The organism is Rhizobium sp. FKL33 (assembly GCF_005222915.1).
Taxonomy (GTDB): domain Bacteria; phylum Pseudomonadota; class Alphaproteobacteria; order Rhizobiales; family Rhizobiaceae; genus Rhizobium_E.
On the sequence record NZ_STFX01000018.1, the window covers coordinates 114,779 to 135,572 of the forward strand.

Sequence of the window (20,794 nt, forward strand, 5' to 3'; positions counted from 1 at the left end):
ATCTACCTGCGCGGCGGGAAGACCGGGGCTAGCTCTTGAGGTCGGCTTCGTCGATGGACGCGTATTGCGAACCGAGATTGAAGACGAGCCCTGTGGCCGCCGCCGATCGGGCGCTCGTCCATGTCGGATGATAAAGCGCGACTTGCGCCACTTCATCCACGCAGATCTTCTGGATCTTGCGATACATGTCGGCCCGCTTCGCCTGGTCCGGTTCGCCGGCAGCCTTGTCGATCAGGCTGTTCACGTCCTCGTTGTTGTAGCGCGTGTAGTAGGACTTGTTGGCTCCCGCTCCCCAGACGCACCAGCGCACGGCGTTGTCCGGGTCTGTCGTTTCGTTGTACCACCAGTTGAGCTGCGCCTGATAGTCGCCCGCCACCAGCTGCGTCCAGGCCTGTCCAGGATCGATGGCGTTGATGGTCACGTTCACGCCGATTTCGGCGAGTTGAGCCTGAATGAGAACCGCCGTTTTGTCTTCGTCGGTGGCTCCGGCATTGGTCAGCAGCGTGAAGGACGTGTCCGTCACCCCGGATTTCGCGAGCAGCTCCTTGGCTTTGTCGACGTCGCGGGCAATGACCTTCAGCTCCGTGTCGTAGAAGTCGAGCTTGGGGCTGAAAATCGAGGCAGCCGCCGTTCCATAGCCGGCCGTGACGGCGTCGTTGATCTGCTGGCGGTCGATGCCATGGCTGATGGCCTGGCGGAAGGCCAGATTGTCGAAAGGCGCTTTTTCATGATTGATCAGCAGATCATAGGTGGCGCTGGACGGCTCCGACACGATCGTGACGCCTGCGGCTTCCAACTCCTTCATGCGCGCAAAGGGCACGCCCATGCCGACATCGAGTTCGCCGGCCTGGACCATCGAGACGCCGGTGTTGACATCCGGCACGAAGATGAACTCGATGCCTTCGAGATGCGGCAGGCCCTGCCGGTAATAATGTTCGTTGCGCCCCATCACGACGCGGTCGCCCGTCTTCCATTCGACGAACTTGAACGGCCCGGACGTGACCTCCGGCCTGGTTCCGAAGGCCTCGTCGCCCATCGCGCTGACGGCCTTCTTGGAAACGATCCCGGTGTTCCAGATTTCGCACAGCTTCAGGAAGGGCGGGAACGGCCGGTCGAGACCGAATTTCACCGTGAGGGGGTCGACAGCCTCGATCGTCGTCAGCGGCTGGAACGGCGCGGAATAGACAGTGTCCTTCTGGAAACGCATGCGGTTGTAGCTGAACGCCACATCCTCTGACGTCAGGGGGCTGCCATCGGAAAATTTCAGGCCTTCGCGCAGTTTGAACGTGTAGGTCTTCCCGTCGTCGGAGATCGTCCAGCTCTCGGCGAGACCCGGTCCGACTTCGCTCTGGTCGGCATTCGCTTTCAGAAGGCGGGCATACATCATGCCCTGGCTGATGATGTCGGGCGCAAAGACCGTCTTGATCGGGTCCAGCGTCTGCACCGGCGCGGCATAGCCGATGCGCAGCACTTTCTTGTCCGCCGCGGCGGCGATCGCTGTGAGTTGTTCGAGCAGGAAGGGCGCGCCAATTCCTGCCGCAAGGCATTTCATAAAGGTTCGACGTTTCATTGTAGTTCCCCGATTGCTAATGTTTTTATTGCTCATTCGTCAGGAAATACTCTTCTTGAGGCTTGCGTCTGTCAATAACATTATTAAGTTAGATGTCTGTCATTCCTGTAAAACGGGTTTCGGATGTCGGCGACCACCATCAGAAAACTCCAATCCCTCATCCCCGAACTGACGGCGACGGAGGCGAGGATCGCCCATTTCATCATCGCGCATATCGACCAGATACCCTTCGAAAGCGGCAGTTCGATTGCAAAGAGGGTGGCGGTCAGCGAAATCTCGGTAAGCCGGTTTCTGCGCAGGGCGGGATATAAGGGCATCGCCGGGTTGAAGCTCGAACTGAAGGTCGAGGCGGTCAATGAGCGGCATCTCGCCGATGACGCACGGAGCCCTGAGACGCCGGATATCTATGCGGAGGTGCGCGAAAACGAAATCCGGTCGATCGAGAGGCTATTCGTCGAATTCAAGAACCCGCCCTGGCGGGATCTGGTGGCGACGGCGACGATGGCGGAACAGGTCTTTGTCACCGGCTTTCAGGCCTTGCGCGGCACGGCCGAGGATTTTTCACGCCGCCTGGCTCTCGCGCGCGACAATGTCCGCTTTCTTTCGGCCCATGACGACATGCTCGGCGAGTGGCTGTCCTTCATCGGCGATTCCCGGCCGAAGCCGCTGGCTCTCATTCTGATCGACGGGGTGCCCTATGCCAATGACGGCTTGAAAGTAGCGCAGATCGCCAAGGAAAACGGCATCAAGGTGATCGTTATCAGCGACGAATTCTGCGATTGGGCGCATGATGTCGCCGATCACACCATGTTCGCCGCCTCCGGATCCGGGCTGTTTATCGAATCCACCGTGGCGCTGACCCTGATCCTCAACGTGTTGGTGGACGCCGTCGCCCGGACAAACAGCGACGCCAGCGCCTTGCGGCTCGATCGCTGGCAGATCCTCATGCGGCGGATGAATATCTTCTGACGTCAGCTCAAATCCGCGCGCCGGTTCGGTCGAAGACATGCAACCGGTCTTCCGGCAAGCCGATCTGCAGCGATTTTCCTGCGTTCAACAGCGCCCGGTCAGTGGAAAACAGTTTAAAGCTTTCGCCATGAACCACAAGATGAAGAATAACGCCGAGGCCGGTCGGCTCGACCAATTCCACCTCAGCCTCGACGGCGCCGTCCTTGGGCGACACCTGGACATGTTCTGGACGGATGCCGAGCGTAACCGTCTCTCCGTCCGCACAAGGAATGCGGGACGACAGCGGCAGCCGATAACCCTTCGACAAGACGACGATGCTGTTTTCGCTCGTCTGTTCGCAACGGCCTTCGAGGAAATTCATGCCGGGAGAACCGATGAAACCCGCAACGAACAGATTTGCGGGCCGATCATAGAGATCGAGCGGCGCCCCGATCTGCTGAACCGACCCCGCATTCATAGCGACAATCCGCGACGCAAGCGTCATGGCTTCGATCTGGTCATGGGTCACGTAGACGGATGTTGCACCGAGATCGGCATGCATTCTCTTGATTTCGGCGCGCATCTGCTCGCGCAGTCGAGCGTCGAGATTGGAAAGCGGTTCGTCGAACAGAAAGGCCTTGGGCTTGCGCACGATCGCGCGTCCCATCGCCACACGTTGGCGCTGGCCGCCGGACAGGGCTTTCGGGCGGCGCTCTAAATAGGGATCTAGCCCAAGCTTGCTCGACGCGGCGCTGACGGCGGCGGCGATCACCTCCTTTGAGCGGCGGCGCAGGCGCAAGCTATAGCTCATATTGTCAGCGACGCTCATATGCGGATAGAGCGCATAGGACTGGAAGACCATGGCGATGTCGCGATCTCTGGGCTTGAGATCATTCACCCGCCTCCCATCGATCGAGAGCGTTCCCGACGTAATCTCTTCGAGGCCGGCAATCATGCGCAGCAAGGTCGACTTGCCGCAGCCCGAGGGGCCGACGAGCACGACGAACTCTCCGTCCTGGATATCGAGATCGACCTCGTTCAGAACGGCGTGCGAGCCGTAGGATTTACCGACCCGGTTGAGCGCGATGGAAGCCATGGGATTACCCTTTCACAGCGCCGGCCGTCAGGCCCTGCACGAGATAGCGTTGAATAAGCAGGAAGAACAGGCAGGCGGGGATCAGGGCGAGAACGCCTGCCGCCATCATCTGCCCGAAGTCGACGGAGAATTTCGACACGAAGGTGAGGAGCCCGACAGGAAAGGTTGCGCTGGTGTTGCCGGAGATCAGCATCAGCGCGAACAGCAATTCGCTCCAGGCCGCTGTGAAGACGAAACCGAGCGTTGCGGCGATGCCGGGCAATGTCAGCGGAAGGATGATCTGCCGGAACGCCACGAAGCGTGAGGCGCCGTCGATCATGGCGGCTTCCTCAAGATCCTTGGGGATTCCGTCGAAGAAGGACTGCATCAGGAAAGTCGCAAATGGCACGTTGAAGGCGGTGTAGACGATCACCAGACCCGTGAGGCTGTTGGTCAGGCCGAGCGGCGACAACATCTTGAAGATCGGCGCCACCAGCATCACCAGCGGAAACATCTGGGTGATCAGCATCAGCGCCACAATGGCGTATTTGCCGCGAAATCGGAAGCGCGACAAAGCGTAACCCGCCAGGGAAGACAGTATGGTCACCGCAATCGACGTTGAACCCGCAACGATGAGGCTGTTCTTGAAAAAGGTCGGGAAGGCGCTGTTTTCAATAACGAATCGATAATGGTCGAGTGTCGCGTGCGACGGCCAAAGCCGCACCCCTTCACTATAGAGAAGGTCGTTCGGCGTCACGGAGACCTTGAGAAGCCAGAAAAGCGGAAACAGCGCGAACAGGATGAAGGCAAGGATCGCGGCGCGGTGAGCGATTGTCAGGAGAATTTTGCCGGTCACGGGATCAATCCTTCTCGATCATGCGCTGGCGAATGACGACGATCAGCATCGAATAAGCGAGCAGCAGCGCCAGGAGCACGAGCGCGATCGCCGAGGCGTAACCGAAATCGAGCCGTCGGAAAGCCTGGGTGAAGATATAGCTGGCGACGATCTGGGTGCGGTCAGCCGGACCGCCATTGGTCATGACGATGATGAGATCGGCGAAATTGGCGATCCAAACAGTTCTGAGCAGGATGGTGATGGCGATGGTCGGGGCAAGAAATGGCAGCGTGATCGACATGAACCGCTGAAAAGGGCTCGCGCCATCGATCGCGGCCGCCTCATAGAGGTCGCGGGGAATGGCTTGGAGCGCCGCGAGCAAGGTGATGGCGAAAAAGGGAATACCCCACCAGACATTGGCGATGATCGGCCCCCACATAGCGAGGTGGGGATCGGCGAGAATATTGTCGGGTGCGGAAAGGATGCCGAGCGCCGCCATCCAGTGCGGCAGCGGCCCGATGACCGGATTGAAGAGCCATGCCCAGTTGAGGCCGGCGAGGAAGGTCGGCACCGCCCAGGGCAGGAACACGAGCGCCTGCGCCAGTCCCCGACCAGGAAAAGGCTTGTCCAGCAGCAAAGCCAAGACAAGACCGAAGGCGAACTGCAGGAAGACTGAAGCGCCGGTCCACCAGAGGGTGTTCCTCAACGCCCTATAGAACGCGTCGTCCTGCGCTAGCGCCTTGAAGTGCTTTAACCCGACGAAAGCGCCGGAAAAGGGATTGAGCAGTTGGATGTCGCGGAAGGCGTAGGACAATCCCAGAAGCAGCGGAACCAGCATGACGGCGATGATCAGCAACAGCACTGGCGCGCTGTAGAACCATGGTTCCGCCGCGTCTGCAAAGCGCCGAAGCGGCGGTTTGCGCAGCGCTGCCGGATTGGCGGACTGAGAGTGGGACATTGAACGCTCCTCGCGCGCAGACGACGGATGGCGCAAAGCGCCCCTCCCCCGCCCGGACTGGCTAACACTGCCTCAAGGCGGCAGGACTGCCCGGAACGTATTCCGGGCAGCAGGTTGACGCCGCTTATTTGGAAGACAGAAACTTCTGCTGCGCTTGGGTCATGTAGTCAGCCCATTGCTTGGCGAGTTCTTCGGGCGTGATGTCGCCGAGAAGCGCTTCCTGCGACGTCTTGACGACCAGCGAATCCTTGAAGAAGGCGAATTCCTCGAGGTGTGTCGGCATCTTGGTCGGCACGGCGTCCTTGTCGGCCAGTTCGTTGAACCAGCCCTTGAACTGCTCGCTGGCGTAGAACGGATCCTTTTCCGCCGACAGGTGCACCGGAAGCGCGCCGGTCTTCTTGTTCCAGGCGATGTTGCCCTCGGGGCCTTCGAGCGTTTCGATCAACTTCCAGGACAAATCCTTGTTCTCAGACGACGCCATCATCGACCAGCCGGCATAGCCGATCGTGGGGAAGGTCTTGCCATCCGGGCCCTTCGGCATGGTCATGACGCCGAAATCTTCGGCCTTCATGCGCTGCGCAATCGCGATCAAAGCATCGGGATCCTGATCGAGGAAAGCGCAGGTTCCCGAATAGAAGCCCGCAACAATTTCATTGAAGCCCCAGTTCACGCTGTCCTTCGGCGCATAGCCGTTCTTGTAGAGATCGATCACATAGGTGAGGCCTTTCACCCAGCCGGGGCTGTCGAAGGTCGAGTTTCCTTCCGGCGTGAAGAATTCGTTCGAACCCGCCATGGAGGCGCCGAACATCACCCAGCCGTTCAGGCCGCCTGGCCCGCCGCGTAGGCAATAGCCATATTTACCAGGCAGAGCGGACACTTTCTTGGACGCCTCGGCGAATTCTTCGAGTGTCTTAGGCGGCTCGGTAACGCCTGCTTCCTGCAAGAGCTTCTTGTTGTAGAACATGGCGCGCAGATAGAAGCCGTAAGGCAGCATATAGGCGGTGTTCTTGACGTCGCGGCCGAGTTCCAGGGCGCGCGGCGTGAGACCGGCCGTGTGCTCCCACTTGGCGAGATAGGGTTCAAGGCTTTCGAGCATGCCGTTGTTTGCGTAAAGCGACAGCCAGGTATCGGGCATTTCCACCACATCCGGCACATCGCCGGCGGAGACCATGGTGGCGAATTTCTGGAACGCCTCGTTCCAGGGAAGCGAGATGATCTCCACCTTCGCGCCGGGATTGGCGGCTTCGAATTTCGCCGTCAGCGATTTCAGCGTTTCCGTTCGCTCAGGGCTGGTGATGACCTCGACCAGCTTGAGCGTAGTGTCGGCGAGAGCTGTCCCCGCCATCAGAGCGGCAAAGACTGCGGCAGCTATCAGTTTCTTCATTTTACTTCTCCCAGTTGTTTTGATGAAGATTGAATCGGTCAGGCGGCTTTCGTGGCCGTCTCTATTGCCGATGCGAGATCGCTCCACAGAGCCTCGGTTCCCTCGAGGCCGACATGGAGACGCACGGAACGTTCACTGATGCCGAAGGCGCGCGCCGAATTCGGTTGCGCCTTCTGCTCCAGCACGACTTCGCCCGGCACGATCAGGCTTTCATGTCCGCCCCAAGACACGCCGAGCTTGAAAAGCTTGAGGTGATTGGCGAAGGCGCGGACATTCACCCCTGGCTTGAAGATGAACGAAAACAGGCCGGAGGTTCCCTTGAGACCCGGCGGCAGGCGATTGCCGAGGCCGGGGTGGCAGATGGCTTCCACGACATCTAGCGCCTGCAATCGCGCGGCGATTTCCAGCGCCGAGGCTTCATGGGCCTTCATGCGCAAGGGCAGCGTGCGCAGGCCGCGTATCAGAAGCCAGGCGTCGAAAGGCGACATCTTGCCGCCGAGATAAGGATAGGCTTCCGCGCGCAACCGGTCGATCATGGTCTTCGAGCCCGCGACAACGCCGGAGACGACGTCGCTATGACCGCCGAGATATTTCGAGGCAGAGTGCAACACAAGGTCCACCCCGAGCGACAGCGGGTTCTGGAAAACAGGACTGGCCCAGGAATTGTCGATGACCGAAATCGCGCCATGGCGGCGGGCGAGCTGCGCCAGCGCGCCCACGTCATGCGCCTCCATGACCCAACTCGTCGGGCTTTCGAGATAGAGAAGCTTGGCGCCCGGCAGCGCCTTGTCGATGGCGGACTCATCCCCCCCATCGACATAGGTCACCTCTATCTTGAAGCGCTTGAGGAGAGAGCCGAAGAGACGGAATGCGTCCGGATAAACATGCCGGACGGCAACGATGCGGTCGCCGGGTTCGACGAAGGACAGAACCGACGCTGAAATGGCAGCCATTCCGCTTGCGAAGCCAAGGGCGTCCTCTGCGCCTTCCAGCTTGGCCAGCATTTCCTCAAACAGGCGCACGGTCGGGTTCAGTCCGCGCGTGTAGACAGGCCGGACCTTTTCGCCCTGATAGGTGGCGAGCATCTCCTCATAGCTCGAAAAGGTGAACAGCGACGTCTGCACGATCGGCGGGACGACGGCGTCGAAGGCGTGAGGCTCGTCATGGGCGACGACGAACGATGCGAGATCGAATGGATCGGAGCCTTGGCTCATTGGGACATTTCCTTGATATCTTCCTCGACGATCGCCAGGATTTTGAGCGTTTCTTCCCGCGCGCTTTCAGGGTCGCCGGCTACGATGGCGTTGAACAGCGTGCGGTGAAACGGAAAGGATCGCGCGGCGAAATCCGGTCGGTCGAAGGGTTTCGACCAGAAACGCTCGAAACCCTCCCGCATCTGCTCCAGCAACTGCCGGAAAAGTGAGTTGTGAGTTGAATCATAAATGGAAAGGTGAAAGGCGAGGTCGGCCTTTCCAGATGTGCCTTCCGCCAAATGCACCCGCTCCATCTCGTTAAGCTTGGCTTCCATCGTAGCGATATCGGCCTCTGTTCGCCGCCGCGCCGCCGCCATCGAGGCTTCGACTTCGATGCCCCTGCGCACTTCAAGCGTCATCAGCAGCGCATCGCGAAGGCCCTGAGCGTCGATCGAGATCGGCATGTGCACCGTTGCAGCCGATATCGGCTTCAACAGATAGGTGCCGCTGCCCTTGCGGCTTTCGATGACGCCCAACGCCTGGAATTTTCGAAGAACCTCTCGAATGGTCGATCGACCGACGTTGAGCGCAACCATCATTTCCCGCTCGGTCGGCAAACGATCGCCCGTCGCGAGCCCCGCCCGTTCGACGAAATCGGACAAAGCCTTCTCCACCTGCATCACCCGGTCGATCGAGGGCAGCGGCGTGATCAAGGCCTCGTCTGCAGATTTCCCCATGCGTTCCAAAATCACTCTCAAATTGGTCTGACATCTTACCTAAACATTCTTTAACTCCGAATGCAAGGCGCCGGCGGACGCATTTTCCAGAAGCAAAGCGCAACGATCAGCATCGACGATTGCTGTTGTCAGCCAGAGACCAATGGAGATTTTGAAATGCTGCTGGGTGCGCCTGCTAAGCTCCCGAGGTTTTGCAAATCCTCCCCGAAAACTGACGCCCTGGCGTTCCTACGAGATGTGAGCTCAGCCAGATTCCTCCCATGGGAAAAGCCGGACGATCGGCAAATGCCCTACGCTGCAAACCCAGCCTATTCCTGCACCGCCATGCGGTACCCGGTCTCAGGCTCTATGCGCGCAATCGGCGGCCAGGTCGGATCCCGTGCGTTTTTCTCATGTTGATCTGATGCGCTGTCTGTGGCTATGATGCGGAGGGAGGCGCTTTAGGTCTGAAAGCAAGACGGTGTTTCCACATTCCATCAGATCGAGGAGGAGATGATGGAGGCGCAATCAAACTCAGCGAGCTACAGAGCTCTCGGTCGCGTTGAAAAGCTGATCGAGTATCGCACAGCGCATTATGCAGCCTATTCGGAGGCGGCGAGTTATTTCACCAACACGCCGGCTCGGGTCAAATTCCGGTTTGCCAACCCGATCATCTGCGAGCTGAAGAGCGGCGTTAAGGTGATGAGCGTCGAAGGAGCGCCGAAATTCGACTTTTTTCCCGGCGACGTCATGTATGTCGCGCCCGGTCTCGAAATCGACATCGATCTCGGCGCGGCGACGCGTGACAATCCGATCGAGTGCGACTGTTTCGAAATTGAAACCGGACGGCTGGAAGGCGTTCTGAGCCGTTTGAACGAACGCATGAAACGCCATGGGAACTCTGCGGCGGCGGCGCTTGATTGGTCCGCCCATTCGGTCTTGAGAGGGCATGAGGCGCAGCAGTTGGGACTGTCGTCATTGATGGACCTGTTTCGGGGTCATCGCGACGTCTTCTCGGATCTCCGCATCGACGCGCGCATCGATGAGACGATCCTGAGGTTGATGCAGACCCGCACGAGCGACCTGATCGTCTTCGACCATTCCGCCCAGGATTCTGGCATTCATGCCGTCGCACATCTGATCCGAGAAAACCTCGGCCGCCATCTTTCCAGCGAGGAACTCGCGCGTGCCGCGGCGCTGTCCGAAACCTCGCTTCATCGTCAGTTCCGCAAGTTTTTCGGCACCACGCCGGCGCGCTTCGCCAACAAGCTGCGCATCACGGAGGGCAAGCGCCGCCTGAGACAATCCAAAGACCCGATCGAAACCCTCGCTTTCGAACTCGGCTTCTCGGACGCCAGCCATTTCAGCCGCGAATTTCGCAAGACGACCGGCGAAAGTCCGGCGGAATACCGCAAACGTCGCCAGCAGCCGCCCAATATGCTGGACTGGTAGCAGCGTACCAGAACCTGCAAATCCTGTTCATGGTCTCCTAGAACAAGACAGGCTTAGATCCCCTGATATGCAATCAGGGAGGAAAGCATGTTGGACTTGATCAAGCCAATTACAGACGATGGCGTCTCTGCAACACGTAGGATGTTCATCGACGGCGCCTGGCGCGCGGCGCAGGGCGGCGCAGTTTTCGCATCCGAGAATCCGACCACGGGAGCGATTGTCGCAAACGTCCCCGATGCCAGCGCAGCGGATGTTGAAGACGCAATAGCGGCGGCGGCGCGCGCGCAGCCAGCCTGGGCGGCCTTGCCCCCGGCAGCTCGTGCAGGCCTGTTCCACCGCGCCGCGGCTCTTTTTTCGGCTCGGCAGCAGGAATTCGCCGACATGCTGGTTGCAGAAACCGGATCGGGTTTCGGCAAGGCCATGTTCGAATGCTCGCTCATCCCGTTGGCTCTGGCGGAAGCCGCAGGCCTGACGACACGGGAGATCGGGGAAATCTATCCGAGCCAGGTGCCCGGCAAGATCAATCGGACCATGCGCGCCCCAGCCGGAGTGATCGGTGTGGTCAGTCCCTGGAATTTTCCGCTGTATCTGTCGATGCGAGGCTTCATCTACGCCGTCGCACTCGGCAACACGGCGGTTCTCAAGCCATCGGAAGACAGCCCCATCGCCGGCGGCGTGATGCTGGCCGAACTCTTCGAGGAAGCCGGTTTTCCGCCGGGCGTCTTCAATGTCGTGACGACGTCGCGCGATGGCGCCGCCATGGTGGGTGACCAATTCGTCAATGACAAGCGCATCGCCGTCATCAGCTTTACCGGCTCCACCCGGGTCGGCCAGGCCTTGTCCACGGCTTGCGCCAATGTCTTCAAGCCCATCGTGCTGGAACTCGGCGGTAAAAATCCGATGATCGTCCTCGAGGACGCCGACCTCGATCGCGCCGTCGATCTGGCGTTCTTCGGCTCTTTCCTGCATCAGGGCCAGATCTGTATGTCCTGCGACAAGGTGCTCGTCCATCGCAGCATCATCGACGAATTCGTCAAGCGGCTGGTCGCAAAGACGATCAACTTCGTTCCGACGAACCCCGATGAACAGACATGCGTCATCGGCCCGATCATCAATTCTCGACAGCTTCGCCGGATAGAAACGATGGTGGAAGAAGCCGTTCGAGAGGGCGCGAAGGCGCATTGCGGCGGCGCGGCGCAAGGCCCCTACTACACCGCGACGGTGCTGACGAACGTCAATTCGTCCATGCGCGTGTGGAACGAGGAGATCTTCGGACCGGTGACGACGGTGACGCCGTTCGACACCGAAGACGAAGCCGTCGCCCTCGCCAACGACACGCATTACGGTCTCTCCGCATCGGTGATCACCAGCAATGTTCTGCGTGGCGAGTTGCTGGCGGAGCGCATCAAGGCCGGCATGGTCCATGTCAATGACTCGACCGTGCACGACGAGCCGCATTGCCCCTTCTCCGGCCTCGGCGCGTCCGGCGGCGGCGGAAAATGGGGACCGAAGGGCGCCATTGAAGCCTTTACGGTTCAGCGCTGGATTTCAACGCAGCGTCAGGCGCATCCGCTTCCATTCTAATCTCTCATGTCTCTGGGAAGAGGAGCCCAGGGACATGTTTGGCTTCCCGGGAGGAAAAACAATGAAGATCGACATGAACCCGCTCGAACAGGGCGACAGACTCATGACTTTGCAATCCGCGCTCGTGCATGGGCGCATCGGACGACGTGACTTTCTGCGCATGGCGGTCGCAGGCGGCGCCGCGCTTGCCACGGCTCAAGCCTGGGCGGAGGAGTTGGGCGACGCCGCCATTACCCAGCGGTACAATGCTCGGAAGCTGGCGGGTGCTTACGACTATATTGTCGTCGGTTCCGGTTCCGGCGGCGCCGTCGTCGCCGGGCGGCTGGCCGCCGAGACGAGCGCAAGCGTTCTCGTCCTCGAAGCTGGCGGCACGGACCAACTCGATGCGGTTCTCAATCCGCTGATGTGGCCGACCAACATTCGCTCGGAGCGCGACTGGGGCTATTCCGCGACGCCCTCCGCCTCCGTCAATGGTCGCTCGCTGATCCTTCCGATGGGCAAGGTGATCGGCGGCGGCTCGTCGATCAACGTCATGATCTGGGCGCGCGGCCACAAGAACGACTTCGATTTCTGGGCGTCAGAAACCGGGGACGATGCGTGGAACTATCGGAACGTTCTCGAAATCTACAAGCGGATCGAGGATTGGCAAGGGGTGCAGGACACCAGCCGCCGCGGCGTCGGCGGACGCTTGTTCGTGACGGACGTCCGGGACCCAAACCCGATCGCACCCGCTTTCCTTCAGGGCTGTCAGAGCGTCGGCATCCCTGTTTTCGCCGATATGAACGGGGAGATGATGGAAGGTCAAGGCGGCGCGGCGCTCGCCAATGTGCGCATCAAGGATGGCATGCGGCGCAATCTTCCCTCCGATTATCTGTGGGAGGTCTTGAAGAAACCCAACATCACCCTGCTGACGGGCGCCGTCATGCATCGTCTTGAACTCAGCGGCTCCACGGTCACGGGCGTGACATTCGAGAAGGATGGAGAGCTTCATACCGTTCAGGCAAACAGGCGCGTGGTTCTGTCCGCCGGCGCCATCAACACGCCGAAAATTCTGATGCAGTCCGGCATCGGGCCTGCCGCCCACCTGAAGGAGGTTGGCGTCAAGGTCGTCCATGATCTGCCGGGCGTCGGACAGAATTTCCAGGATCACATTCTGGCCGCAGGCTGTGTCTGGGAATACGAGACAGTTCTCCCTCCCAAGAACAGCGCCGCCGAGGCGACCTTCTTCTGGAAGTCGGATTCGTCTCTCGACACGCCCGATCTGCAACCCTTCCAGATCGAAGTTCCCTATGCCTCTGAAGTGCACGGGCCCGCTTTCTCTGTCCCGAACAATTCCTGGTCCATCGCGCCGGGTCTCGTTCGTCCCAAATCGCGGGGTCAGGTGCGTTTGACGGGAGCGGATCCTTCCGCTCCCGTTGTCATCGACGGTGGATTCCTGAAGGAGGAGGCCGACCTGAAGGCGCTGGTGCATTGCATCGATTTGTGCCGCGAGATCGGAAACTCCGAAGCTCTGCGCGATTTTGCCAAGCGCGAGGTGATGCCGGGTCCATTGAAGGGAGACGCCCTGAAGGACTTCGCGCGCAATGCAGCGGGCACCTATTTCCACGAAAGCTGCACCTGCAAGATGGGCAGGGATTCGATGTCCGTGGTCGACGGATCCCTATCGGTCTACGGAATCGACCGGCTGTCCATCGCGGACGCCTCCGTCATGCCTCGCGTGTCGACCGGCAACACCATGGCGTCCACGGTGATCATCGGAGAGCGGATGGCTGACATACTGATCGGCTGACCGGAGCAGCCATCGGCAGATGGGCGATCCACCTGCCGGCATCACTCCGGACATCGAAAACCATGTGAATTAAAAGAGGGAACAGTAATGAAAATCTCGACAGATCTCGAACTGGGCGCTTCACCCTTGAAGGCTTGGAACATCTTTAAAACCTTCAGCAAGATCCATGCATGGCATCCGGCGACCGAGAACACCGTCCTGCTCGTCGGCAAAGACGGAGAACCTTTGGCCGTTCGCGAGTTCCAGATCAAGGGCGGTGGTTTCGTTATCAGCGAACTTCTGGACTATAGCGAAACGGAGATGTGGTTCACCTATCGCATCATCAAGACCGATCTGCCGCTGAAGCACTATGTCGGCGAGATGCGCGTCACGGACAACGGCAAGGGAGGTTCGATCGTGCACTGGGAGGGTGAGTTCGAACATCCGAAAGGCAGCGAGGCGACCGCCGAGGAAAACGATCAGACTTTCGGTCTGGTTCAGGCCGTATTCCAGGGCGGGCTTGAAAACATCGAGCGTCTCGCGACCGCGTAGAACGCCGCGTGATCATGACGTGATCCCTTCAAGCCGTTCAAATTGCGGGAACTGAAGGGGTCGGATCAAAGGGAGAACAAGCAGGAGCGGGTTGCCATCGTCGGCCTCCCTCTCCCGACTTCGTTCTTTCGGCGCTGACCCGTCAGCAGCATATCCAGGGACAACGAACGTCGCCGGCATTTCCGAACTTGGTCGCGCGCGTCCCTGAACCTTCGCGCTTACTTTTTCTCCTGATCATGGTGCCATTTGATGGCGTAAAACATGCCAATCCCCAACACCGCGAATTTGAAGGGGAAGAAAATCCAGGGGAACCAATCCCACATTTTCATACTCTCATTTCTGTTGTCCGCTTCTTGAAAAGCGGGGCGTTTCATTGGCCTTGCGGTCCGATCGGTTTGGCTGGAGTGTTTGCCTCCCCACTGCGGACCAGACGCCCTTCCGCAGCCTTGAAATAGAATTGGCTGGCCACCAGCCAACCCTTGATCGGCCTCAGCGGCAGGATACAGGTGGCAAGCAGGGAGGGCAGGGTCACAAGGGCATGAACCCAGATCTCCGCATGAAACTGCACTTCCAGCCACACGCCGAGAAACACGCTTGGCACGCATGCGAAGCAGATCACGAAGAATGCCGGTCCATCAGCGGGGTCCGCAAACGAGTAATCGAGCCCGCAGGCTTCACAGGATTTCTTCAGCGTCAGAAAGCCATCGAACATATGCCCCTCACCGCATCGGGGGCATCTGCCGCGCACACCGGTTCGAAAAGGCGGAATGGGTGGATAGTTGCCGTCCATAACGCAAACTCCATTGATCGCATAAATCCATACATTGTTAGGACACATATCGCATATATGACTGCATATAAAGCTATCAAAATGACGCGCATGATGGAGACCATCACGCATCGCCAAAACGTCAGCCATGACGCTCAAATTAATAAGAAAAATAGAGAATATGCGACGGGCGCGACAATCACGGGCAGCCCAATTAGGTCATCCAATTCTCGACCAAAAGACGGCCCTTGATCTCGTCAAATTCTGTATAAAGATTGCATCTTTAAAGGAATTTTGACTGCATTTTGATTATCGAAACAAACCGCGGAGGCAACCACGAGACATCCCTCGATAGCCCTGCACCGGCGCCCGCAGCTAGTCCCATGATCCCATCAAAGTTTCGGCAGGAAGTTATTGGCGAAATCCAGCCAGGGCGGATTTTCAGCGTACATTTCGCGGATCAATCGCTTGACCAGATCAATGTGAGCCGAATTGTCGCCGACGCGATGATTGAGGATCACCGGCGAGGTCGCGTCTTTTTCCTCGATCAAGCGATAGTGCACGTCTGACCGCGTCTGGCGTGCGGAGGCTGGAATGACACACACGCCCGCTTCCGCGGCGACGAGGCCCAGCGCCGTCTGAATTTCACGAACTTCCTGTACATCCGCAGGGCGCACTTCATGATTGTTCAGCAGGTTGAGAACCTGATCGGCATAACTTGGGCGCGGTTCTTTCGGATAAACGATCAAGCGTTCACCTTCCAGGCGTCGAATTGAGACAGGTCCACTGTCCTGTGCGAGCCGCGCCGCCTGCGGCGCCGCAATGACCAACCGTTCTTCTCTGAGAACGGTGCCGATCACATTGGGATCTCTGTGCCGCACGCGCCCGAAACCGATATCAATGCGCCCCTCCTTCAAGGCGGCGATCTGCTGCATTGAAAAAAGCTCGAGGAGTTGAATATCGAGTTCCGGCGCATGCTGGCGGAGTTTTCGCACCAGAGACGGCAGCCCGCCATAGAGCGTCGACGCGACGAAGCCGATCGAGAGAACGCTGTTCTGGTTCAGACCCACACGGCGCGTTGCATCGCGCATCTGATCAACGCGACCGAGAACCTGCAGCGCCTGCTCGTAAAAGACGCGGCCAGCGTCCGTCAGTCTCACGGGCCGGCTTTTGCGCACGATCAACGTCACGCCCAGCTCCTCTTCCAGCAACTGGATCTGCCGGCTGAGGGGCGGCTGGGCGATGTGGAGCATCTGCGCCGCGCGTGTGAAATTGCGCTCCCGGGCAACGGCGACGAAATAGCGTAGCTGGCGAAGATCCATGCGGCAAACTCTACTTCAAATCATAACCAAACAGGTATATTGCGGCGCAACATCGATCACACCCAGTCGCTTGCGACGCACTTGATACCTTCTTGGTATGACAGTAAACGCAAATGGTGTTGGACGCAAAGCCCGGCGGGCTGCATTGTCCTTGGCATGAACACGACCTTCAAATCCATCACGCCGGTATCGATTTCACCCGCCATTGTGGAGCGGATCGAAACCGTCATCCTCGACCTGCCGACGATCCGGCCGCACAAACTGTCGGTGGCCACGATGACCGGCCAGACCCTGATGCTCGTCAAAATCCATTGCAGTGACGGCGTCATCGGCATTGGTGAAGGCGCGACGATCGGCGGGCTGGCCTATGGCGGCGAGAGCCCCGAAAGCATGAAGCTCGCCATCGACACGTATTTTCGGCCGGTCCTGGTCGGACAGGACGCCACCCGGATTCAAGCTCTGATGGGTCGGCTTGCGAAGATGGTCAAGGAAAACCGCTTTGCGAAATCCGCCGTCGAAACCGCCCTTATGGATGCGCAAGGCAAACGGTTGGGCCTACCGGTCAGCGAATTGATCGGCGGACGGTGTCGTGATCGTCTTCCGGTCGCCTGGACGCTGGCGTCCGGCGATACGTCGAAGGACATCGCCGAAGCCGAACAGATGCTCGACAGCCGTCGCCACCGGATCTTCAAACTCAAGATCGGTCTTCGCAATCTGCATGACGACATCGCCCATGTTGCGGCGATTAAACGGGCGCTCGGCGATCGCGGCGCTGTGCGCGTCGACGTGAACATGGCCTGGAGCGAGACACAGGCCGCTTACGGAATGGCCGCATTGGCTGCTGCGGGATGTGAATTGGTCGAGCAACCGGTCTCGTCGACTTCGGCGCTGGCAAGGCTGGTGCGACGGTTCCCGATCGCGCTGATGGCGGACGAATCTCTGACCGGCCCCGAATCCGCCTTCGAGGTCGCCAAGGTTCACGGCGCCGATGTCTTTGCCGTCAAACTCGAACAGAGCGGCGGTCTGTTCAACGCCTTGCGTGTGGCGGCGATTGCCGATGCCGCTGGCATCGGTCTCTACGGCGGCACCATGCTGGAAGGCCCTATCGGCACCATTGCCTCTGCACAGGTGTTTTCCACCTTCCCGAATTTGGAATGGGGCACTGAGCTATTCGGCCCGCTGCTGTTGACCGAAGAAATTCTGCGCGAACCGCTCGTCTACAGCGACTTCGAACTGACGGTCCCCAATGGACCGGGCCTCGGGATCGAACTCGATGACGATCGTGTCGCTTTCTTCGCCCGCAACGGGCTCAATCGCGGAAACTGAGGACATACGCCATGCTTTTTCACGTCAGAATGGACGTCAGATTGCCCAGGGATCTCTCGGCTGAGGAGACAACCAGGATCCTTGCGGAGGAAAAGGCCTACTCTCAAGACCTGCAGAGCAGCGGCAAATGGCGTCACATATGGCGGATTGCCGGGCAATACGCGAACATCAGCATTTTCGATGTCGCCGACAACGACGAGCTGCACAAGCTGCTCTCTGGCCTGCCGCTTTTCAAATTCATGGATATCGAAGTGATGCCGTTGCTGCGGCACCCCTCCGCCATCCGGGACAACGACATTTGAAGCAATGCCCGGCGCCGAGCCGGGCGTGAATACCAACATGTGAGGAGGACATGACATGACTGTCAAAATTTTCGAACGCGATGATATCCAGGACTTTCTGAAGGTCTTGAGCGGCCTGGACAACGATCGCGGCAATCCCCGCGTCAAGCAGATCGTGCATCGTATCATGTCGGACTTGTTCAAGGCCATCGACGACCTGAACATCACGCCTGACGAGTATTGGACCGGCATCGCCTGGCTCAATGAAATCGGCGCGACGACGCAGGCGGGCCTCATTTCACCCGGCCTGGGCCTGGATCATTTCCTCGATGAGCGTCTCGATGCGATCGATGCGGCCCTGGGGATCGACAATCCGACGCCCCGCACCATCGAAGGGCCCCTTTATGTGGCCGGCGCTCCGGAATCCATCGGCTTCGCTCGCCTCGACGATGGCCAGGACGAAAACGGCCACACGCTCATCATGCACGGAACGGTCTACGGTTCCGATGGCAAGCCGCTTCCCGGCGCCAAGGTGGAGGTCTGGCACTGCGATACCCGCGGCTTCTATTCGCATTTCGATCCGACCGGCAAGCAGGCGCCGTTCAACATGCGCCGGACGATCATCACCGACGATAATGGCCGCTACAAGTTTCGGAGCATCGTTCCGAACGGTTACGGCGTGCCTCCGGGCAGCCCGACGGAGAAGTGTCTGTCGGCCCTTGGCCGTCACGGTCAGCGCCCGGCGCATATCCACTTCTTCATCAGCCATGACGAGCATCGCAAGCTGACGACGCAGATCAATATCGAAGGCGACCCGCTGATCAACGACGATTTCGCCTATGCAACGCGTGACGGCCTTGTTCCGCCGGTGATAGAGCGGACAGATGAAGCCAGCATCAGGGCGAACGGCCTCGATCACCCCTTTGCGGAAATCGTGTTCGACATTCGCCTGACAGCTCTGATCGACGGCGTCGACAATCAGGTGAACGAACAGCGCCAGCGCGCTGCCGCCTGATAGCAAAAAGGGCGGCCCGACAAAGGCTGCCCTCCCCCACCTTCAACACAGATATTTGGGACGAGAGCTGCGGCGCCAATCGCGCTCTTCGTGGGAGGTAACTCATGTCCGCGATTATCGATAAGGTCCGTGATCTCGACGATCTCTTGGCCACCGCCGTTCAGGACGACAAGGATGCTGGCGTTTTCCGTTGTCGCCGCGACATCTTCACGAATGAAGACCTGTTCGACCTGGAGATGAAGCACATCTTCGAAAGCAACTGGGTGTATCTGGCGCATGAAAGCCAGATCCCGGAGACCAACGACTACTACACCACCTATATCGGCCGCCAGCCGATCGTCATCACGCGCGACAAGACCGGCGCGCTGAATGCGGTCATCAACGCCTGCGCCCATCGCGGCGCCATGCTCTGCCGCCGCAAGCATGGCAACAAGGGTAGCTTCACCTGCCCGTTCCACGGCTGGACCTTCTCCAACACCGGCAAACTGCTGAAGGTGAAAGACGAGAAGACGACGCAATATCCGGAACAGTTCGCCAAGAACGGCTCCCACGATCTGACCCGCGTCGCCCGCTTCGAAAACTATCGCGGCTTTCTGTTCGGAAGCCTGAAGGAAGACGTCGCGCCGCTGGAGGATTATCTCGGCGAGACCAAGGTGATCATCGACCAGATCGTCGACCAGGCACCCAATGGACTGGAAGTGCTGCGCGGCAATTCCTCCTACATCTATGACGGCAACTGGAAGCTCCAGATGGAGAATGGTTGCGACGGTTACCATGTCAGCTCCGTCCACTGGAACTATGCCGCCACCATGGGCCGGCGCAAGGAAGAAGGCACCAAGGCCGTCGACGCCAATAGCTGGAGCCGCTCGGTTGCCGGCGTCTATGGCTTCGACAACGGGCATATTCTGCTCTGGACGAAAACCATGAACCCGGAGGTTCGTCCGGTCTTCAAGCAGAAGGATGCAATCGCCGCGCGGCTGGGCGAGGCCCGCGCCGAGTTCATCGTCAACCAGACGCGCAACCTCTGCCTCTATCCGAATGTCTTCCTGATGGACCAGTTCAGCACGCAGATTCGCGTCACCCGCCCGATCAGCGTCGACAAGACGGAAGTCAGCATCTTCTGTTTTGCGCCGAAAGGCGAAAGCGCCGAGGATCGGGCGCTGCGCATCCGCCAATACGAGGACTTCTTCAACGTGTCCGGTATGGGCACCTCCGACGATCTGGAAGAGTTCCGCGCCTGCCAGTCCGGTTATGCGGGCATCTCCGCCCTGTGGAACGACCTGTCACGCGGCGCGCCGCTCTGGATCGACGGTCCCGATGAAAACGCCAGGCGCATGGGTCTCAATCCGCTGCTGTCAGGCGAACGCTCCGAAGATGAGGGGCTGTTTGTTCGGCAGCATGAATATTGGGCCAAGGTCATGCGCAATGCGCTTTCCGCTGAAACAAGGGGAGCCGGCGCATGAGCATCGCCTATGACAAGATCTGCGCCTTCCTGTATCGCGAGGCGCGCCTGCTGGACGACCGTCAGTGGGACGACTGGCTGACATGCTATGCCACCGATGTAGACTACTGGATGCCGGCCTGGGACGACGATGACCAGATCACCGAAGATCCGCATTCGCAGATATCGCTGATCTATTACCCGAACCGCGACGGTCTGGAAGACCGCGTCTTCCGCATCAAGACCGAGCGGTCAGGCGCCTCGACGCCGGAACCCCGCACGAGCCACAGCGTCGTCAATGTGGAAATCCTGGGCGAGCGCGGCGATGAGGTGGATGTCCGCTACAACTTCCACACCCTCAACCATCGCTACAAGGTCACGGATCAGTTCTTTGGAACTATCTTCGTCACGCTGCGCGATAGCGGCGGCGGCATGCAGATCGCCAGGAAAAAGATCGTCCTGAAGAACGACTACATCCGGCAGGTGATCGACGTCTATCACGTCTGACAAGCGCATCGGGCTGGCCGTTGCGGGCCAGTTCCCGATGTCATGAAGCCCTGACCGCCTGGGAATACACCCCAACAGGTCTGCTGTTCGCAGGGCAA

At 59.3% G+C, this 20,794-nt stretch carries 19 protein-coding genes; 10 read left to right on the forward strand and 9 right to left on the reverse strand.

Features of this window, described 5'->3' with window-relative positions; genetic code table 11:
* Positions 1-28: 28 nt before the first annotated feature.
* Complete coding sequence (locus E8Q41_RS11120; RefSeq protein WP_170976446.1) at positions 29-1,570, reverse strand: ABC transporter substrate-binding protein; 1,542 nt, start codon at positions 1,568-1,570, stop codon at positions 29-31.
* A gap of 123 nt (positions 1,571-1,693) precedes the next feature.
* Here E8Q41_RS11120 and E8Q41_RS11125 point away from each other — a divergent pair, with 123 nt between their 5' ends.
* Positions 1,694-2,539: a MurR/RpiR family transcriptional regulator gene (locus tag E8Q41_RS11125; RefSeq protein WP_137155610.1), complete on the forward strand. Its 846-nt coding sequence runs from the start codon at positions 1,694-1,696 to the stop codon at positions 2,537-2,539.
* A 7-nt stretch (positions 2,540-2,546) separates the two neighbouring features.
* Here E8Q41_RS11125 and ugpC read toward each other — a convergent pair whose 3' ends face one another.
* From ugpC to E8Q41_RS11155, 6 genes are all read right to left on the reverse strand, one after another.
* Positions 2,547-3,614, reverse strand: coding sequence for a sn-glycerol-3-phosphate ABC transporter ATP-binding protein UgpC (gene ugpC, locus E8Q41_RS11130; protein ID WP_137155611.1), 1,068 nt, complete (start codon positions 3,612-3,614; stop codon positions 2,547-2,549).
* 4 nt (positions 3,615-3,618) lie between these two features.
* A complete protein-coding gene (locus E8Q41_RS11135) occupies positions 3,619-4,449 on the reverse strand; it encodes a carbohydrate ABC transporter permease (RefSeq protein WP_137155612.1) in 831 nt (276 codons plus the stop codon).
* A 4-nt stretch (positions 4,450-4,453) separates the two neighbouring features.
* Positions 4,454-5,386, reverse strand: a complete 933-nt coding sequence (locus tag E8Q41_RS11140; protein WP_137155613.1) for a sugar ABC transporter permease — start codon at positions 5,384-5,386, stop codon at positions 4,454-4,456.
* A gap of 124 nt (positions 5,387-5,510) precedes the next feature.
* The gene (locus tag E8Q41_RS11145) at positions 5,511-6,770 is read right to left on the reverse strand and encodes a sugar ABC transporter substrate-binding protein (RefSeq protein WP_137155614.1); all 1,260 of its coding nucleotides are present in this window, start codon (positions 6,768-6,770) and stop codon (positions 5,511-5,513) included.
* Between the two features lie 38 nt (positions 6,771-6,808).
* Positions 6,809-7,984 carry a PLP-dependent transferase gene (locus E8Q41_RS11150; protein ID WP_137155615.1) on the reverse strand — a complete coding sequence of 392 codons (1,176 nt, stop codon included), beginning with the start codon at positions 7,982-7,984 and terminating at the stop codon, positions 6,809-6,811.
* A complete protein-coding gene (locus tag E8Q41_RS11155; protein ID WP_137155616.1) occupies positions 7,981-8,700 on the reverse strand; it encodes a FadR/GntR family transcriptional regulator in 720 nt (239 codons plus the stop codon). The genes E8Q41_RS11150 and E8Q41_RS11155 overlap by 4 nt, the downstream gene beginning before the upstream one ends.
* Positions 8,701-9,195: 495 nt before the next feature.
* On the opposite strand from E8Q41_RS11155, the gene E8Q41_RS11160 reads away from it, so the two are divergent.
* From E8Q41_RS11160 to E8Q41_RS11175, 4 genes are all read left to right on the forward strand, one after another.
* The gene (locus tag E8Q41_RS11160) at positions 9,196-10,131 is read left to right on the forward strand and encodes an AraC family transcriptional regulator (protein ID WP_170976447.1); all 936 of its coding nucleotides are present in this window, start codon (positions 9,196-9,198) and stop codon (positions 10,129-10,131) included.
* An 87-nt stretch (positions 10,132-10,218) separates the two neighbouring features.
* Positions 10,219-11,715: an aldehyde dehydrogenase family protein gene (locus E8Q41_RS11165; protein WP_246660159.1), complete on the forward strand. Its 1,497-nt coding sequence runs from the start codon at positions 10,219-10,221 to the stop codon at positions 11,713-11,715.
* A gap of 61 nt (positions 11,716-11,776) precedes the next feature.
* The gene (locus E8Q41_RS11170) at positions 11,777-13,504 is read left to right on the forward strand and encodes a GMC family oxidoreductase N-terminal domain-containing protein (protein WP_137155618.1); all 1,728 of its coding nucleotides are present in this window, start codon (positions 11,777-11,779) and stop codon (positions 13,502-13,504) included.
* Positions 13,505-13,591: 87 nt separating this feature from the next.
* A complete protein-coding gene (locus E8Q41_RS11175) occupies positions 13,592-14,035 on the forward strand; it encodes an SRPBCC family protein (RefSeq protein ID WP_137155619.1) in 444 nt (147 codons plus the stop codon).
* A 370-nt stretch (positions 14,036-14,405) separates the two neighbouring features.
* Here the strand turns inward: E8Q41_RS11175 and E8Q41_RS11185 are convergent, their stop codons facing one another.
* Together E8Q41_RS11185 and E8Q41_RS11190 are read right to left on the reverse strand one after the other, a co-directional pair.
* The gene (locus E8Q41_RS11185) at positions 14,406-14,825 is read right to left on the reverse strand and encodes a DUF983 domain-containing protein (protein WP_137155620.1); all 420 of its coding nucleotides are present in this window, start codon (positions 14,823-14,825) and stop codon (positions 14,406-14,408) included.
* 371 nt (positions 14,826-15,196) lie between these two features.
* Positions 15,197-16,126, reverse strand: a complete 930-nt coding sequence (locus E8Q41_RS11190; protein WP_137155621.1) for a LysR family transcriptional regulator — start codon at positions 16,124-16,126, stop codon at positions 15,197-15,199.
* Positions 16,127-16,282: 156 nt separating this feature from the next.
* Here E8Q41_RS11190 and E8Q41_RS11195 point away from each other — a divergent pair, with 156 nt between their 5' ends.
* The 5 genes from E8Q41_RS11195 (at position 16,283) to benB (ending at position 20,696) form a co-directional block, all read left to right on the forward strand.
* Positions 16,283-17,452 carry a muconate/chloromuconate family cycloisomerase gene (locus E8Q41_RS11195; RefSeq protein WP_281405305.1) on the forward strand — a complete coding sequence of 390 codons (1,170 nt, stop codon included), beginning with the start codon at positions 16,283-16,285 and terminating at the stop codon, positions 17,450-17,452.
* Between the two features lie 11 nt (positions 17,453-17,463).
* Complete coding sequence (catC, locus tag E8Q41_RS11200) at positions 17,464-17,754, forward strand: muconolactone Delta-isomerase (protein WP_137155622.1); 291 nt, start codon at positions 17,464-17,466, stop codon at positions 17,752-17,754.
* Positions 17,755-17,809: 55 nt separating this feature from the next.
* Positions 17,810-18,748 carry a catechol 1,2-dioxygenase gene (gene catA / locus E8Q41_RS11205; RefSeq protein ID WP_137155623.1) on the forward strand — a complete coding sequence of 313 codons (939 nt, stop codon included), beginning with the start codon at positions 17,810-17,812 and terminating at the stop codon, positions 18,746-18,748.
* A gap of 104 nt (positions 18,749-18,852) precedes the next feature.
* A complete protein-coding gene (locus E8Q41_RS11210) occupies positions 18,853-20,211 on the forward strand; it encodes a Rieske 2Fe-2S domain-containing protein (RefSeq protein WP_137155624.1) in 1,359 nt (452 codons plus the stop codon).
* Positions 20,208-20,696, forward strand: coding sequence for a benzoate 1,2-dioxygenase small subunit (gene benB, locus E8Q41_RS11215; RefSeq protein ID WP_137155625.1), 489 nt, complete (start codon positions 20,208-20,210; stop codon positions 20,694-20,696). The genes E8Q41_RS11210 and benB overlap by 4 nt, the downstream gene beginning before the upstream one ends.
* Positions 20,697-20,794: the final 98 nt, after the last annotated feature.

Bases quoted from the DNA above. Each gene is read 5' to 3' on its own strand.
- E8Q41_RS11120 (WP_170976446.1), bottom strand. From the start codon at position 1,570: ATGAAACGTCGAACCTTTATGAAATGCCTTGCGGCAGGAATTGGCGCG.
- E8Q41_RS11125 (WP_137155610.1), top strand. From the start codon at position 1,694: ATGTCGGCGACCACCATCAGAAAACTCCAATCCCTCATCCCCGAACTG.
- ugpC (WP_137155611.1), bottom strand. From the start codon at position 3,614: ATGGCTTCCATCGCGCTCAACCGGGTCGGTAAATCCTACGGCTCGCAC.
- E8Q41_RS11140 (WP_137155613.1), bottom strand. From the start codon at position 5,386: ATGTCCCACTCTCAGTCCGCCAATCCGGCAGCGCTGCGCAAACCGCCG.
- E8Q41_RS11145 (WP_137155614.1), bottom strand. From the start codon at position 6,770: ATGAAGAAACTGATAGCTGCCGCAGTCTTTGCCGCTCTGATGGCGGGG.
- E8Q41_RS11150 (WP_137155615.1), bottom strand. From the start codon at position 7,984: ATGAGCCAAGGCTCCGATCCATTCGATCTCGCATCGTTCGTCGTCGCC.
- E8Q41_RS11155 (WP_137155616.1), bottom strand. From the start codon at position 8,700: ATGGGGAAATCTGCAGACGAGGCCTTGATCACGCCGCTGCCCTCGATC.
- E8Q41_RS11160 (WP_170976447.1), top strand. From the start codon at position 9,196: ATGGAGGCGCAATCAAACTCAGCGAGCTACAGAGCTCTCGGTCGCGTT.
- E8Q41_RS11165 (WP_246660159.1), top strand. From the start codon at position 10,219: ATGTTGGACTTGATCAAGCCAATTACAGACGATGGCGTCTCTGCAACA.
- E8Q41_RS11170 (WP_137155618.1), top strand. From the start codon at position 11,777: ATGAAGATCGACATGAACCCGCTCGAACAGGGCGACAGACTCATGACT.
- E8Q41_RS11175 (WP_137155619.1), top strand. From the start codon at position 13,592: ATGAAAATCTCGACAGATCTCGAACTGGGCGCTTCACCCTTGAAGGCT.
- E8Q41_RS11185 (WP_137155620.1), bottom strand. From the start codon at position 14,825: ATGGACGGCAACTATCCACCCATTCCGCCTTTTCGAACCGGTGTGCGC.
- E8Q41_RS11190 (WP_137155621.1), bottom strand. From the start codon at position 16,126: ATGGATCTTCGCCAGCTACGCTATTTCGTCGCCGTTGCCCGGGAGCGC.
- E8Q41_RS11195 (WP_281405305.1), top strand. From the start codon at position 16,283: ATGAACACGACCTTCAAATCCATCACGCCGGTATCGATTTCACCCGCC.
- catC (WP_137155622.1), top strand. From the start codon at position 17,464: ATGCTTTTTCACGTCAGAATGGACGTCAGATTGCCCAGGGATCTCTCG.
- catA (WP_137155623.1), top strand. From the start codon at position 17,810: ATGACTGTCAAAATTTTCGAACGCGATGATATCCAGGACTTTCTGAAG.
- E8Q41_RS11210 (WP_137155624.1), top strand. From the start codon at position 18,853: ATGTCCGCGATTATCGATAAGGTCCGTGATCTCGACGATCTCTTGGCC.
- benB (WP_137155625.1), top strand. From the start codon at position 20,208: ATGAGCATCGCCTATGACAAGATCTGCGCCTTCCTGTATCGCGAGGCG.